The following is a 14,185-nucleotide window of genomic DNA, read 5'->3' on the forward strand; positions in this document are numbered from 1 at the left end:
CCCTGGGTGTGCGACGCGCGGCCATGAGGGCGGCAGCGGTGGAAGGACCGGGGCCAGAAGCCTGGACGGGTCTGAGGGGCCCGGGGCGGTCAGACACGGCGGGTGTTCCTCCCGGCGGCCTCGCCGCGCAGGGCGATGGCGTACATCTCGTCCGCGTCGAGGCGGCGCAGCTCCTCGGCGATCAGCTCGGAGGTCGGACGCACCTTCAACGCGATGGTGCGCGGGGGCTGGTCCGGCAGGGTGAGGGTGGCCAGCGGGCCCTCGGGGCGGTCGATGACGATCTCGCCCTTCGCGGTGCCCAGCCGGACGGCCGTGACCACCGGTCCGTCCGTGACGACCCGTTCGACGGGCACTTCCAGGCGGGACCCCAGCCAGCGGGCCAGCAGTTCGGCGCTGGGGTTCCCGGCCTCGCTCTCGACGGCCGCCGAGGTCACCGGGATACGGGCCTGGTCGAGCGCCGCGGCCAGCAGTGACCGCCAGGGCGTCAGCCGGGTCCAGGCCAGGTCGGTGTCGCCCGGCGCGTACGAGGAGACCCGGGTCTCCAGCACGGCCAGCGGCACCTCGACGGCGTACAGATCGGTGATCCGGCGTTGGGCGAGGGCGCCCAACGGGTCCCTGGACGGGTTGTCCGGGGCGTCCACCGGCCACCACACGACCACCGGGGCGTCCGGCAGCAGCAGCGGCAGCACCACCGAGTCGGCGTGGTCGGCCACATCCCCGTAGAGCCGCAGCATCACCGTCTCGCCGGTACCGGCGTCGGCGCCCACCCGGACCTCGGCGTCCAGCCGGGAGGAGGTGCGGTCCCGCAGGGTGCGGGCGTGCCGCTTGATGACGACCAGGGTGCGCGAGGGATGTTCGTGCGAGGCCTCCTCGGCCGCCTTGAGCGAGTCATAGGCGTCCTCCTCGTCGGTGACGATGACCAGGGTGAGGACCATGCCCACGGCGGGGGTGCCGATGGCCCGGCGGCCCTGCACCAGGGCCTTGTTGATCTGGCTTGACGTGGTGTCGGTGAGGTCGATCTTCATGGCCTGCGCCAGCTCCGTCCGTCTCGTGCGAGCATCTCGTCGGCTTCCTCCGGACCCCAGGTGCCCGCGGGATACTGTGCGGGCTTGCCGTGGGAGGCCCAGTACTCCTCGATCGGGTCGAGGATCCTCCAGGACTCCTCCACCTCCTCGGTGCGGGGGAACAGATTGGCGTCGCCGAGCAGTACGTCCAGGATCAGCCGTTCGTAGGCCTCCGGGCTCGACTCGGTGAAGGACTCGCCGTAGGCGAAGTCCATGCTGACGTCCCGGAGCTCCATCGAGGTACCCGGCACCTTGGAACCGAAGCGCACGGTCATGCCCTCGTCGGGCTGGACGCGGATGACGATCGCGTTCTCGCCGAGCTCCTCGGTGGCGGTGGTGTCGAAGGGGGAGTGCGGCGCCCGCTGGAAGACGACCGCGATCTCGGTGACCCGGCGGCCCAGCCGCTTGCCGGTGCGCAGATAGAAGGGCACGCCCGCCCAGCGGCGGTTGTCGATCCCCAGCCTGATCGCCGCATAGGTGTCCGTGGTGGACCCGGGGTCGATGCCCTCCTCCTCCAGATAGCCGCCGACCCGCTCGCCGCCCTGCCAGCCGGCCGCGTACTGTCCCCGCACGGTGTGGCCGCCGAGGTCCTCCGGGAGTTCCACCGACCTGAGGACCTTCAGCTTCTCGGTGACCAGCGCCTCCGCGTCGAAGGCGATGGGCTCCTCCATGGCCGTGAGGGCCAGCAGCTGGAGGAGGTGGTTCTGGATGACGTCGCGGGCGGCGCCGATGCCGTCGTAGTAGCCGGCCCGGCCGCCGATGCCGATGTCCTCGGCCATGGTGATCTGCACATGGTCGACATACGAGCGGTTCCACACCGGCTCGTACATCTGATTGGCGAAGCGCAGTGCCAGGATGTTCTGGACCGTCTCCTTGCCCAGATAGTGGTCGATGCGGAAGACCTGGTCAGGTTCGAACACATCGTGCACGATCGCATTGAGGTCACGCGCGCTCGCCAGATCATGGCCGAACGGCTTTTCGATGACCGCGCGCCGCCAGGAGCCCGCCGGGGCGTCGGCGAGCCCGTGCTTCTTCAGCTGCCGGACGACCTGCGGGAAGAACTTCGGCGGCACGGAGAGATAGAACGCATAGTTGCCGCCGGTGCCCCGGGACGCGTTCAGCTCGTCGATGGCCGTGCACAGCTGTGCGAAGGCGTCGTCGTCCTCGAAGGTGCCGGGGACGAACCGCATGCCTTCGGCGAGCTGCTGCCACACCTCCTCGCGGAAGGGCGTACGGGCATGCTCGCGCACCGCCTGGTGCACCACCTCGGCGAAGTCCTCGTCGGCCCAGTCGCGCCGGGCGAAGCCGACGAGCGAGAAGCCCGGCGGCAGCAGACCCCGGTTGGCGAGGTCGTAGACGGCGGGCATCAGCTTCTTGCGGGACAGATCGCCCGTGACACCGAAGATCACCAGACCGGAGGGGCCCGCGATCCGGGGGAGACGCCGGTCGCGGGGATCACGGAGGGGGTTGCCCCAGTCCTCCGCCGCGCTTCCGTTCTCACCCGTGGCTCCGGTCGTCACGGTCTCCGGCTCCGTGTTCCCGGCAGTGGTCCCCTCGGACCTCTCCTCACTCATTGCCCATCAACTCCCTTGCTCCGTATGCAGTGTGCTACCGCCTCCGGCAGGTCGTCCCGGCCCGCCCCGGACTCCACGGTGCCCTTCGGCGGTCGGAACAACCGCTGACGGGTGCGAGGGATTCCTCGGCGGCGGCCACGTCCCGGCGGTGAAGCCGTACCCGCCGCACCGGGTTCCGGCACCGGCGGAGGCACCTCGGTGTCCGGGGAGACGATGCGTCCACTCTCACCGACGTACCGGTACCAGGTCGCGGCGACACCCGCCCGATCGCCACGCGGGCCTTCACGGACGGCGGAAGGGCACAGAAAGGGGGGCGGGCACTTGGCCCGCCCCCCTCGGCACTTCCCGTCTCCCGTCTCCCGTCTCCCGTCTTCCTGTCAGTGACCGAAGGAGAACCAGTTCACGTTCACGAAGTCGTTGGGCTGGCCGCTGGTGAAGGTGAGATAGACGTCATGGGTGCCGGTGACGGGGGAGATGTTCGCCGGAACCGTCTGCCAGTTCTGCCAGCCGCCCGTGTTGCCCACCGCGAAGCTGCCGATCGGTGCGTTCGAACGGTTGTCGAGGCGCACCTCGACCAGCCCGCCGACCCCCTGGGCCGCACCGTTCGCGACCCGGCCGTAGAACTGCGTGGCCGCCGAGGAGCCGAAGTCGACGCCCTTGTAGAGAGCCCAGTCGCCGTTCGCCAGCGAGCCGATGTTCTGGCCGCCGCCGCTGTCCGTGGTGGCCTCGGTGACCACCCCCGACTGGCTGTCGAACGACTCGGCCTCGATCCGGTCGTAGGCGTTCCGGTTGCCGGACGACGGCGGAGGGGTGGTGCCGCCCCCGCCGCCGGAGGACTGGAGCACCCGCACATAGTCGACCACCATCGGGTGCCCGGGCTCGGTGCCGCCGTCCGGGCCGCCGCCGAAGGCGTCCGGGAAGCCGCCGCCCATCGCCACGTTCAGGATCACGAAGTAGCCGTGGTTGGTGGCGTTCGCCCAGGTGGCGGCGTCGACCTGATTCGCCCTCACGGTGTGGAAGGTGGTGCCGTCGAGGGAGAAGCGGATCTCCTCGGGGCTCGTCGAGCGGTCCCACTCCACCGCGTAGGTGTGGAAGCCGGCCTGGCAGGTGGCGCCGGTGCAGGAGGTGGAGCCGCCGATGCCGGTGGTCTCGTGGCAGGGGCCGTCCGGGCTGGTGCCGCAGTGCATCGTGGACCAGTTGGTGTTCAGCCCCTGGACGTTCTCCATGATGTCCAGCTCGCCGACGCCCGGCCAGTTCCAGTAGTTGCCCCGGTACGGCGTGCCCAGCATCCAGAACGCGGGCCAGTAGCCCTTGGCGGCGGCGCCGGTGACGTTCGGCATCTGGATGCGGGCCTCGACGCGCAGCGCCCCGCCCGCCTGGGGCTGGAAGTCGCCGCGGGTGGTCTCGATGCGCCCCGAGGTCCAGTGGCCGGAGCCGTCACGGCGCGGGGTGATCAGGAGATTGCCGTTGCCGTCCAGCGAGACGTTGTCGGTGCTGGAGGTCATCGTCTCGACCTCGCCGGTACCCCAGTTGCCGGCACCGCCCGGGTAGCCGGTGCCGAGGTCGTACTGCCAGTTGCCCGTGTCGACGCCGGATCCGGCGGGCCCGTTGAAGTCGTCGAGGAAGACCTGGTTCCAGCCGGAGGGCGGTGCGGGGGCGGACGCGTTCGCGGGCAGGGTGGCGGCCGTGGCGGCCGCCACGGCCAGGCCCATGGTGCCGAGCACCGCGACCAGTGCGCGGCGCAGCGGGCGGCGTCTCGGGGGGATGCCGGAGGTGATCTTCATGGGTGTGCCTCCTCGGTACAGGTGGGGGTATGCGGAGGCGCGCGAGAGCAGAGGGGGTCGGACTGGTTGAGAGCGCTCTCACGCCGCGCGGCCAATGTCCTCTGACCTTGCTCGGCCGTCAAGAGGCGAAGCCGGGAAAGTCCTTGCGCGGCAAGGGAGTTCAGGGGGTGAAACGGGAGGTGTGCTGATTCCGCTTCGGCCGGGAGTCACTGGGCGGGGAGGCGTACGGAGTAGATGGACGGGGTGTCGAGCCTCCGGGAGACGACCATGGCTCCGGTGACCGCGAGGAGCAGCGGGACCATCAGCGCGTCGATGGTGCGGGTGAGTTCCAGCATCAGCACGATGGCGGCGACGGGCGCCTGCATCGCGGCGGCCAGCACGGCGGCGGCCCCGACGACGGCGAAGCCCGCGGGCGCTCCCGGCCAGGCCAGGGTCCAGCCCTGCCCGGCGAGGGCGCCCAGCAGGGCACCGGTGGCGACCGTGGGGGTGAAGAGCCCGCCGCTGGCGCCGCTGCCCAGGCTGGCGGCGGTGGCGATCGGCTTGAGGAGGAGCAGGGCCACCAGTGCGGGGGCGGCGAGCTGTGCGCCCAGGGTGAGCTGGATGATGTCCTTGCCGTTGCCGAGCAGCTGCGGATACGGGACGGCCAGCGCGCCGACCGCGGTGAACACCAGCAGGGGCGCGACCAGTGGCCGCCACCCTTTCGGCCGGAGCTCGTGCGCGATCCTGATCAGACGCACCCAGCCGACCGCGAGCAGCCCCGCGAAGGGCCCGATCAGCACGGCGAACACGGTCAGCGAGGCGGACAGCGGCACATCGGGCAGCTGATAGGTGGGCCCGGAGGGCAGCAGGATCCAGCCGACCGCGGTCGCGATGCAGGAGGTGGCGAGGGCGGGCAGGGCCAGCCGCAGCGACAGCACACCGAGCATCACCTCCAGGGTCAACAGCGCCCCTCCCAGCGGGACGTTGTACACGCACGCCATGCCGGCACCGGCGCCGCAGGCGGCCAGCAGTCTGCGGTGCGCGGTGTCCAGGCGGGCCCAGTCGGACAGCCGGGAGGCCAGCGCCGCACCGGCCAGCCGGGGTGCCGCCTCCCGCCCCAGCGACGCGCCCATGCCCACGATCACCACGGACAGCACTGCGGTGCCCAGACTGCGGCGCAGCGGCAGATGCCCCTTGTCCCGCCACAGTGCCGCGCTCACCTCGGGTCCGCCGGGCCCCGTCCACCACCGCAGCAGCCACCAGCCGATCCCGGCGACCGCCCCGGCGAGGGCCAGGGCCACCACCCGGCGGGGCGCACCGGCCCGTTCGACCGCGGCCAGGAAACTCCCCGACCGGTAGGCATAGGTGAGGTGGCCCGCCGTGTGCAGCAGCACCATCAGGGCGGCACCCGCGAGCCCCGCCAGCACCCCCGTGGCCAGCACCAGCACCCAGAACCGCACGGACAGCGCGGGGACATCCACGGGCGCGACGAGGTTCGGCTGCCCCACCGCCCCCGCCCGGTCCCTGCCGCGGTCGTCGCCGCGTCCACCACCCATCGCTCGCCTTTCCCGGGAAGCCGGCCGTCACTCGGCCCTCGCCGGGCATCGTCTCCCGGCGGGGCCGCCCGGGGCCGTGCCCGTCCGGCTCGCGTGTCGCGCCCCCGTGCGGTCCGGCGAGGGCGTCGGCCCGGGCACGGTCGAAGGGGACCGGACGGCCCGTCCGGCGGCGGGTGACGTCGCGCATGTGAACGATCCCCCGCGAGCCGCGATCACACCGGGTGATCTCGCGTGTACCTTCCTTGCCGGGATCGTGATGCTGCTCCGGTGCTCTCAACCAGGGGGGATCTCATGCGTGTTCCACGGCTCCGCACGGTGCCGGCGTTCATCGCCGTCGTGCTCGCGGCGGGGATCCCGCTCACCGCGTGCAAGGGCAGCGGTGACGAGAAGGGCAGGGGAGCGCGCCCCGTACGCTCCGGCCAGGCCTCTCCGGGTGCTTCCGTCACGGGGACCCTCGCGGCGTCCGGGACCGGCTCGACGGCCGGAAGGTCCCCGGCGGCGCCCAGGTCCCGGCCCCCGGTCTCACCGCCCCGGCCGGGCAGCCCCGCCCGCCCCAGTGTGCTGGTGAACCCCGGCCCGTCCTGCAAGACCATGAACCTGACCTTCGCCAAGGGCGCGACCCACACCCAGGAGGACTTCAGCGCTGTCGTCATCAGGCTGACCAACTCCGGCTCCACGATCTGCTCCCTGCGCGGCTACCCGAGCGTGGACCTGGTCGGCAAGGACGGCCGGGTCAGCGCCCAGCGCACCATGGACAACCCGCAGACCGTCACCCTCGCCCCGGGACGGAGCGCGACCTTCGATCTGCTGGCGCTGCGGAACGACAGCGGCGGCACCGGTGCGACCTTCAGCAGCGCGGTGATCGTCCCGCCCAACGAGACGCACCGGGGCACCCTCCAGCTCACCGTGCATCTGCCGGTCCTGGAGGACGGTTCCACCGATGAGGCCGTGTTCGTCGGCCCCGTCAGGCAGTAGCCGCGCCCGACCCCACCGCCGCCGAGCGGGCCGTGGGCCCCCTCAGCCGCAGCCGCCGTACGCACACCTGAGTGCCCTTGGGTGCCCACGGCTGGTCCTCCGCCGTGCGCACCCGCAGCGTCAGCCAGGCCTCACCGCCGTCCCGCGGCAGTGCGAAGGGCAGTGGCACGGCGGCCGACTCGCCCGGGACGAGCCGGGGCAGAGCGGCCGGGGCGGTGAGGGTGCGGCCGTCGGCGAGGGTCAGCTCCCACTCGGCCGTCAGCCGGTCCAGGCCGCCGAGGCGCCGCTGATTGCGGATGACGATGCCCTCATGGCGGAAGCACTCCATGCCCACCGGCGCCGTGCTCTCCGACTCGGGCGGGTGTCCGGGGAACACCGTCTCGGTCATGGGGGCCGCACCGTGTCCCGGCAGCTCCCCGAGGACACCGGCGTCCGGCCGGCAGCGGTCGAGCGCGGCCACGCCGCCCCCGTACCGCCCGGTGCCCCTGCGTCCGGCCGCTCTCCCGTAGCTCACACGCCGTAGCCTGCCGTGACCCCGGAACCCCCGGATGAAGCCGCCCTGAAGGCCCGGCATGGACTCGATGGCGGCCCGGTGGCAGGCGATGCGCACCGGCTCGGACCCTCGATGCGGGGCGCGCACACGTCGTCGGCCGCCGTCCCCGCCGGCAGTCACGCGTCGGTACCGTTCGGGTGCGGTGGCACGGAACCGTGCACTCCTCCGCGGGACGGGTCGATGATCGAGGAGGACCCCGCTGCCCGCCCGAGGAGGCGGGCGCCGGGGCGATCGTGGCAGGTCCGGATGTGTGCGGGGCAGGAGAGGTGCGAGCGTGAAGCTGACGATTCTGGGCGGTGGCGGATTCCGGGTGCCGCTGGTGTACGGGGCGCTCCTCGGCGACCGGGCCGAGGGCCGGGTCACCGAGGTCGTACTGCACGATCTGGACGCGGAGCGGCTGTCCGCGGTGAGCCGTGTCCTCGCCGAGCAGGCCGCGCGGGTGCCCGACGCGCCCGCGGTGAGGTCCACCACCGACCTCGACGAGGCCCTGCGCGGCGCCGACTTCGTCTTCTCCGCGATCCGCGTCGGCGGTCTCGAGGGCCGTGCAGACGACGAGCGGGTGGCCCTCGCGGAGGGGGTGCTCGGCCAGGAGACGGTCGGCGCGGGCGGCATCGCGTACGGGCTGCGGACCGTGCCCGTGGCCGTCGACATCGCGCGGCGGGTGGCCCGGCTGGCCCCCGATGCCTGGGTCATCAACTTCACCAACCCGGCGGGCCTGGTCACCGAGGCCATGTCCCGCCACCTCGGTGACCGTGTCATCGGCATCTGCGACTCCCCGGTGGGCCTCGGCCGCCGTATCGCCCGGGTGCTGGGCGTGGCGAACCCGGGCGAGGCGTTCATCGACTATGTGGGCCTCAACCACCTGGGCTGGGTGCGCGGACTGCGCGTCGCAGGACGCGACGAACTGCCCCGGCTGCTCGCCGACCCCGGGCTGCTCGGCTCCTTCGAGGAGGGCAGGCTCTTCGGCCCCGACTGGCTGCGGTCGCTGGGCGCGATCCCGAACGAGTATCTGCACTACTACTACTTCAACCGCGAGACGGTCCGCGCCTACCGCGAGGCCGAGCAGACCCGCGGCGCCTTTCTGCGCGACCAGCAGTCCCGCTTCTACGCGGAGATGAGGCGCCCGGACGCCGGGGCCCTCACGGCCTGGGAGCGCACCCGGGCCGAGCGCGAGGCCACCTATATGGCCGAGAACCGGGAGACCGCGGGCGCCGGGGAGCGGGAGGCCGAGGATCTGTCCGGCGGCTACGAGAAGGTGGCGCTCGCCCTGATGCGGGCCATCGCCCGTGACGAGCGCACCACCCTGATCCTCAATGTGCGCAACCGCGGCACCCTCGCGGTCCTCGACCCGGAGGCCGTCGTCGAGGTGCCGTGCCTGGTCGACGCCAACGGGGCGCACCCCATCGCCGCCGACCCGCTGCCGGGCCACGCCACCGGCCTGGTGTGCGCGGTCAAGGCCGTCGAACGCGAGGTGCTCTCCGCCGCCGAGTCCGGCTCCCGCGCCACGGCGGTGAAGGCCTTCGCCCTGCATCCGCTGGTCGACTCCGTGAACGTCGCCCGGGGGCTGGTCGAGGGGTACACCGCGGTCCACCCCGGACTGGCGTACCTCCGCTGAGAGGCGCACGCCAGGGCCGGGACGCACCGGCCCCGGACCGGCCCAGGACGCACCGGCCCCGGACCGGCCCCGGTCGCACCGGCCCCGGTCGCACCGGCCCCGGTCGCACCGGCCCCGGACGCACCGGGGCCCGGCCGCGACGCGACCGGGCCCCGATGTCCTTCGTCAGCCGGTGAACCCGGCCGTGATGGAGGTGAACTGCCAGGTGCTCTGGTCGATGCCGGAGCAGTTGCTCACCACGCCTCCGCCCGCGCACGGCCGGTCACGGTTGACCGCCCAGTAGGCCAGCCGGGCGATGTGATGGGAGTTGGACCAGTCACGGATCTTGGTCCAGGTCGCCGGGGTGGTGTTCTCCTGCTGGTCGCTGAGGCCGTTCATCCCGGAGATGCCGATGTGCGCGTAGGCCGTCGCGTCGTCCCAGCCGAAGGTGGACTTCAGCTTGGTCTTCAGGCCCTCGGCCGCATTCACCGTGTTGCCGTACATGTCGGAGCCGCCGCCGAAGTCGAACGGCATGATGGTGAACACGTCGATGTCGGCGTTCAGCGACTGCGCCTGCTCGATGAGCCGGTTGCCGTAGTAGGTCGGGCCGGTCGTCGAGGTGCCGAAGGTGACGATCGTCTTCAGACCGGGGTTGTTGGCCTTGACGGTCTTCAGCGCGGTAAGGATCTTCGCCTGCACGGCCTCGTTCTCGAACTCGTCCGAGTTCTCGATGTCCATGTCGATGGCCTTGAGGCCATAGGCGTTGATCACCTTCTGGAGGGCTCCGGCGAGCGCGCTCGCCGAGGAGCAGTTGGCGCCGAGCTTGCTGCCCGACCAGCCGCCGAACGAGGGCACGACATCACCGCCCGCGGAGCGGATCTGGTTGATGACGCTCTGGTCGGTGCCGCCGGTCAGCGGTCGGCTGCTGTCCCAGGCGGGGTTGCAGCCGCCGGAGTCCAGCATGAACGCCAGGGTGTACCACTTGATCCCGGTGGAGCTCATCACCGAGGCCGCGTTCGGCGGGTCGCCCCAGCCGAGGTAGAGATAGGGCGCGGCCTGCTTGAAGCCGGTGGTCCCGCCGCCGCTGTTCGCGGCGGTGGTGACGGTCACCGCGTTGGAGGCCCCCGAGACGTTCCCGGCCGCGTCCCGCGCCTTGACCGTGAAGGTGTAAGAGGTGCTGGGCGAGAGCCCGCTGACCGTGGCGGTCGTACCGGAGACGCTGAGCACCCGGTTGGCGCCGCTGTAGACGTCGTACGCGGTCACCCCGACGTTGTCCGACGAGGCCGACCACGACAGCGACACACTGGTGGACGTCTTGCCGGTGGAGGTCAGGTTCCCCGGCGCGGTCGGCGCCTGGGTGTCCGAGCCGCCGCCGCCCCCGCCGGGGCCGTCCAGGCTGATGTCGTCGGCGTAGTACGTCCCCTGCGCGTACCAGCCGTGGACATAGATGGTGGCGCTGGTCTGGGAGGCGCCGGTGGTGAAGGAGACGGACAGCTGGCTGTACGCCGACGGGGACGAGGTCCAGGTCGAGGCACCGCCGTCCACACCGAGGTAGACATAGCTGCCGCGGACCCAGCCGCTGAGGGTGTACGCCGTGTTCGGCTGGACCGGGACGGTCTGGCCGCACTGCGCGTTGTCGCTGGAACTCACGGCGCCCGCAAGGGCCTTGGAGCCGCCGTGCACGGGGCTGGAGACGATCGAGCCCAGATTGCCGGTGCAGGACCAGGGGGAGAGGCCGCCGGTTTCGAAGCCGGGGTTGGACAGGATGTTGGCCGCCGCGGCGGTCCCGGGGAGGGCGACCGCCCCGGCCAGGGCGAGGGCGGCGGAGCCGACGAGTGCGAGGAGGGCACGTCTGGTACGTCTGAGAACGGAACGCATGCGATCTCCCAGAAGGAAATGGGGGGTTCGGGAGTGCAGGGAAGTGCGGGGTGCACCGGGACTGCGGGGTGCACGGAAACTGCGGGGAGGCGCGGGAGGTGCAGAAGGGTGCGCAACCAAGTTGGTATGGACCAATCCCGCTGTCAAGGCTTCGGCGCGGATCGGTCCCGCCCTGCCCTACAGCGGCAGCACCTTCTGCGCGTCCACCCCGGCGGTGCCGGCCGCGGCCGAGCCGCCTCCCGCCGAACCGGCCGGAGCCGTGAGCGGCGCGGGGGGCACCTGCTGCTCCCCGGCCCGCTGCTGCGGAACCGAGAGCGGACGCAGCGGACGCGGCCCCGAGACCACGGTGTAGTCCGTGCCGAGGAACGGCGGCACCACCGTGCCGGGGTCCTCCCCGAGCGCCAACTGCACCGCCGCCCAAGGGGCGTTGATCCCGCACAGCGCCAGCTGATGCAGTCCGCCCGCCGGGCGGGTGTTGACGTCCATGAGCACCGGCCGGTCGCCGTACATCCGGAACTGGATGTTGGAGAGATGGTGCAGCCCGAAGCCCTCCGCGAGCCGCCTGGCCGGCTCCAGCCACTGCTCGTGCAGGGTGAAGCCCCGGCGGCGGCCCATCTTGGTGCGGCCCACCGCCATACGGATCCGGTTGTCGGGCCCGGTCAGGCAGTCCACCGACACCTCGGGCTGCTCCAGGCGCGGCATCACCAGCCAGTCGACGGGCGCCTCGGCCTCGCGCACCGCCCGGACCACCAGGTCCAGCGGCACATAGGGGCTGGGGAAGCCCTCGAGCTGCACCATCGAGAAGGGGGTCCGGGTGATGACCCGGAAACCCACACCGCCCGCGCCTGCCGCGGGCTTGAAGCAGGCCCGGTGTCCGCCGGCCTCCAACTCCTCGACGGTGGCGACGAGTTCGTCCTCGTTCGTGACCCGACGCCAGGGCGGCACGGGAATTCCGACCGCCTGGACCGCCTGATAGGCCGTCACCTTGTCCTGGAAGACCGTCACCGCCTCGACGGGCGGCGCCAGCAGTGCCGTACCGGCCGCCTCGAACTCGGCGCGGTGCGCGACGATCGCCTCCTGATGCAGCCGGGGCACGAACACATCGATGCCGCGGCGCGCGCACTGGTCCAGGGCGTACTCGACATAGGCCGCCGGGGACAGCCCCTCCGGCTCCAGCTCGGCGGTGTCGGCCGCGGCCAGGACGGGGGAGTCGGCGCTGCCATGGGTGGCATGGATCTCGACCGCCCGGTCGCTCGGATTTCTCCGCAGCTGATCCATGAAGAACACGTTCTCCGCGTACGTGCGGTTGAGCCAGACGCGTACGCGAGAGACCATGCAGGCCGCCTTTCGGGAACGCGGGCAGGGCGAAGCAGGCCGTGCCCGGCCAGGGGTGGGGGAGGTGCACCGAGCCGTCGTGCGCGTCACAGCGTTCGTTGCGGATGTGCTGGGGCGATCATAGGCCCTTCCGGGCACTGCCACTGCTACACGCGCGTTACGGATCCGCCCCGGCTCCGTCCCGGTGGCACGGGTGGTCCCACGGGCCCCGTGAGCATCCGCGGACCGGTGTTTTCCGGGGGTTCCCCTAGCTCCCGCGGGTCTCCCTTGTCGGTCGAGGTCCCGGTGTGTTCTTGTGTTCACGTTCGATTCTTGAAAGGGGCGCGGGTGGAGTCGTCGGAAGGCCGTGGACGGCTGCTCGCCATCAGCGATCTGCACATCGGATACCCGGAGAACCGGGCCCTGGTGGAGCGGATGCGGCCCACGTCGGACGAGGACTGGCTGCTGGTCGCCGGTGATGTGGCCGAGACCGTCGCCGACATCCGCTGGGCCCTGAAGCTGCTCGCCGGCCGCTTCCGCAAGGTGATCTGGGCGCCGGGCAACCATGAGCTGTGGACCCACCAGAAGGACACCGTCACCCTGCGCGGGGTCGAGCGGTACGAGCATCTGGTCGCCCTGTGCCGGGAACTGGGAGTGACCACGCCCGAGGACCCCTACCCGATCTGGGAGGGTCCTGGCGGACCGGCGGTGGTGGCGCCGCTGTTCCTGCTCTACGACTACTCCTTCCTGCCGGCCGGCTGCGCGACCAAGGAGCAGGGGCTGGCCTATGCCCACAGCACCGGGATCGTCTGCACGGACGAGTTTCTGCTGCACCCCGACCCCTACCCGAGCCGCGAGGCCTGGTGCCGGGCCCGGGTGGCCGAGACCGAGCGCAGGCTCGCCGAGATCCCGGACGACCTCCCCACGGTGCTGGTGAACCACTATCCGCTGGACCGGCACCCCATGAACGTCCTGCGCTATCCCGAGTTCGCCATGTGGTGCGGCACCCGGCTGACGGCCGACTGGCACCGCCGCTTCCGTGTCGCCTGCATGGTCTACGGGCATCTGCACATTCCGCGGACCACCCACCACGAGGGCGTCCGCTTCGAAGAGGTGTCGGTCGGCTACCCCCGCGAATGGGGCCCACGCCCGGGGCCGCCCGGGAGGCTGCGCCACATTCTGCCGATGGAGGTTCAAGCAGGTGTTCGAGGATCTGGTCCCGGGTTCGGTGGCGGTGGTGGAGGCCTCCGGCAACGCCACGACCGGTGACGACACCTTCCTCTACCCCGAGGAGGAGGCCGTCGTCGCCCGGGCCGTCGACAAACGGCGCCGGGAGTTCGCCACCGTACGCGCCTGTGCGCGGCAGGCCATGGAGAAGCTCGGCGTGCCGGGACGCCCCATCCTGCCCGGTGAGCGTGGCGCGCCGCGCTGGCCGGACGGGCTGATCGGCAGCATGACGCACTGCGACGGCTACTGTGCCGCCGCGCTGGCCCGGGCCGGGGAACTGGTCTCGCTGGGCATCGACGCGGAACCCCATGACCGGCTGCCCGACGGCGTGTTGGACGCGATCTCGCTGCCCGCCGAGCGTGCGCGGCTGCGGGGGCTCGCCCGCAGCCATCCGTCGGTCCACTGGGACCGGCTGCTGTTCAGCGCCAAGGAGTCCGTCTACAAGGCGTGGTTCCCGCTGACCGGCCGGTGGCTCGACTTCCACGAGGCCGACATAGAGCTGTTGCCGGGCGACGCGCCGGACGCCGGGGACGGCTCGGGCATCTCCGCCGGCGGAACTCTCCGGGCCCGGCTGCTGGTCCCGGGGCCGGTGGTGGCCGGTCGCCGGGTGGAGGTCTTCGAGGGCCGCTGGGCGGCCCGGCACGGACTGGCCGCGACCTCCGTGGTCGTGCCCCAAGGCTAGGCACA

The 14,185-nt window shown here is 72.0% G+C and carries 11 protein-coding genes; 4 read left to right on the forward strand and 7 right to left on the reverse strand.

Annotation, left to right across the window (positions count from 1 at the left end):
* Positions 1–89: 89 nt before the first annotated feature.
* The 4 genes from opcA to CP978_RS28610 all read right to left on the reverse strand — a co-directional run bounded on the left by opcA (position 90) and on the right by CP978_RS28610 (position 5,957).
* Entirely contained in the window at positions 90–1,025 is a 936-nt protein-coding gene (opcA, locus tag CP978_RS28595; protein WP_043445506.1) for a glucose-6-phosphate dehydrogenase assembly protein OpcA, read from the reverse strand.
* Positions 1,022–2,638, reverse strand: coding sequence for a glucose-6-phosphate dehydrogenase (zwf, locus tag CP978_RS28600; protein WP_107070462.1), 1,617 nt, complete (start codon positions 2,636–2,638; stop codon positions 1,022–1,024). Before zwf ends, opcA begins: the two co-directional genes overlap by 4 nt.
* A 377-nt stretch (positions 2,639–3,015) precedes the next feature.
* Positions 3,016–4,422 (reverse strand): glycoside hydrolase family 16 protein, encoded by a 1,407-nt coding sequence (locus CP978_RS28605; protein ID WP_043445509.1) that lies wholly within the window; start codon positions 4,420–4,422, stop codon positions 3,016–3,018.
* A gap of 206 nt (positions 4,423–4,628) precedes the next feature.
* Positions 4,629–5,957: a chloride channel protein gene (locus tag CP978_RS28610; RefSeq protein ID WP_052454343.1), complete on the reverse strand. Its 1,329-nt coding sequence runs from the start codon at positions 5,955–5,957 to the stop codon at positions 4,629–4,631.
* A gap of 291 nt (positions 5,958–6,248) precedes the next feature.
* On the opposite strand from CP978_RS28610, the gene CP978_RS28615 reads away from it, so the two are divergent.
* Positions 6,249–6,932, forward strand: a complete 684-nt coding sequence (locus tag CP978_RS28615) for a DUF4232 domain-containing protein (protein ID WP_052454344.1) — start codon at positions 6,249–6,251, stop codon at positions 6,930–6,932.
* Here the strand turns inward: CP978_RS28615 and CP978_RS28620 are convergent.
* Positions 6,922–7,446 (reverse strand): DUF4981 domain-containing protein, encoded by a 525-nt coding sequence (locus CP978_RS28620; protein ID WP_227745493.1) that lies wholly within the window; start codon positions 7,444–7,446, stop codon positions 6,922–6,924. The two genes, CP978_RS28615 and CP978_RS28620, sit on opposite strands and share 11 nt — an antisense overlap.
* Positions 7,447–7,759: 313 nt before the next feature.
* On the opposite strand from CP978_RS28620, the gene CP978_RS28625 reads away from it, so the two are divergent.
* Positions 7,760–9,100 carry a 6-phospho-beta-glucosidase gene (locus CP978_RS28625; RefSeq protein WP_043445515.1) on the forward strand — a complete coding sequence of 447 codons (1,341 nt, stop codon included), beginning with the start codon at positions 7,760–7,762 and terminating at the stop codon, positions 9,098–9,100.
* Between the two features lie 165 nt (positions 9,101–9,265).
* Here CP978_RS28625 and CP978_RS28635 read toward each other — a convergent pair whose 3' ends face one another.
* A complete protein-coding gene (locus tag CP978_RS28635) occupies positions 9,266–10,957 on the reverse strand; it encodes a carbohydrate binding domain-containing protein (protein ID WP_043445517.1) in 1,692 nt (563 codons plus the stop codon).
* A gap of 177 nt (positions 10,958–11,134) precedes the next feature.
* Positions 11,135–12,292: an ATP-grasp domain-containing protein gene (locus tag CP978_RS28640; RefSeq protein WP_043445519.1), complete on the reverse strand. Its 1,158-nt coding sequence runs from the start codon at positions 12,290–12,292 to the stop codon at positions 11,135–11,137.
* Between the two features lie 327 nt (positions 12,293–12,619).
* Here CP978_RS28640 and CP978_RS28645 point away from each other — a divergent pair, with 327 nt between their 5' ends.
* Both CP978_RS28645 and CP978_RS28650 read left to right on the forward strand, forming a co-directional pair.
* Positions 12,620–13,540, forward strand: a complete 921-nt coding sequence (locus tag CP978_RS28645) for a metallophosphoesterase family protein (RefSeq protein WP_043445521.1) — start codon at positions 12,620–12,622, stop codon at positions 13,538–13,540.
* The gene (locus CP978_RS28650; protein WP_043445522.1) at positions 13,473–14,180 is read left to right on the forward strand and encodes a 4'-phosphopantetheinyl transferase family protein; all 708 of its coding nucleotides are present in this window, start codon (positions 13,473–13,475) and stop codon (positions 14,178–14,180) included. The genes CP978_RS28645 and CP978_RS28650 overlap by 68 nt, the downstream gene beginning before the upstream one ends.
* Positions 14,181–14,185: the final 5 nt, after the last annotated feature.

It is taken from the genome of Streptomyces nodosus, assembly GCF_008704995.1.
GTDB lineage: Bacteria > Actinomycetota > Actinomycetes > Streptomycetales > Streptomycetaceae > Streptomyces > Streptomyces nodosus.

Coding starts and splice junctions, on each gene's coding strand:
- CP978_RS28610 (WP_052454343.1), bottom strand. CDS start 5,957: ATGGGTGGTGGACGCGGCGACGACCGCGGCAGGGACCGGGCGGGGGCG.
- zwf (WP_107070462.1), bottom strand. CDS start 2,638: ATGAGTGAGGAGAGGTCCGAGGGGACCACTGCCGGGAACACGGAGCCG.
- CP978_RS28615 (WP_052454344.1), top strand. CDS start 6,249: ATGCGTGTTCCACGGCTCCGCACGGTGCCGGCGTTCATCGCCGTCGTG.
- CP978_RS28640 (WP_043445519.1), bottom strand. CDS start 12,292: ATGGTCTCTCGCGTACGCGTCTGGCTCAACCGCACGTACGCGGAGAAC.
- opcA (WP_043445506.1), bottom strand. CDS start 1,025: ATGAAGATCGACCTCACCGACACCACGTCAAGCCAGATCAACAAGGCC.
- CP978_RS28635 (WP_043445517.1), bottom strand. CDS start 10,957: ATGCGTTCCGTTCTCAGACGTACCAGACGTGCCCTCCTCGCACTCGTC.
- CP978_RS28605 (WP_043445509.1), bottom strand. CDS start 4,422: ATGAAGATCACCTCCGGCATCCCCCCGAGACGCCGCCCGCTGCGCCGC.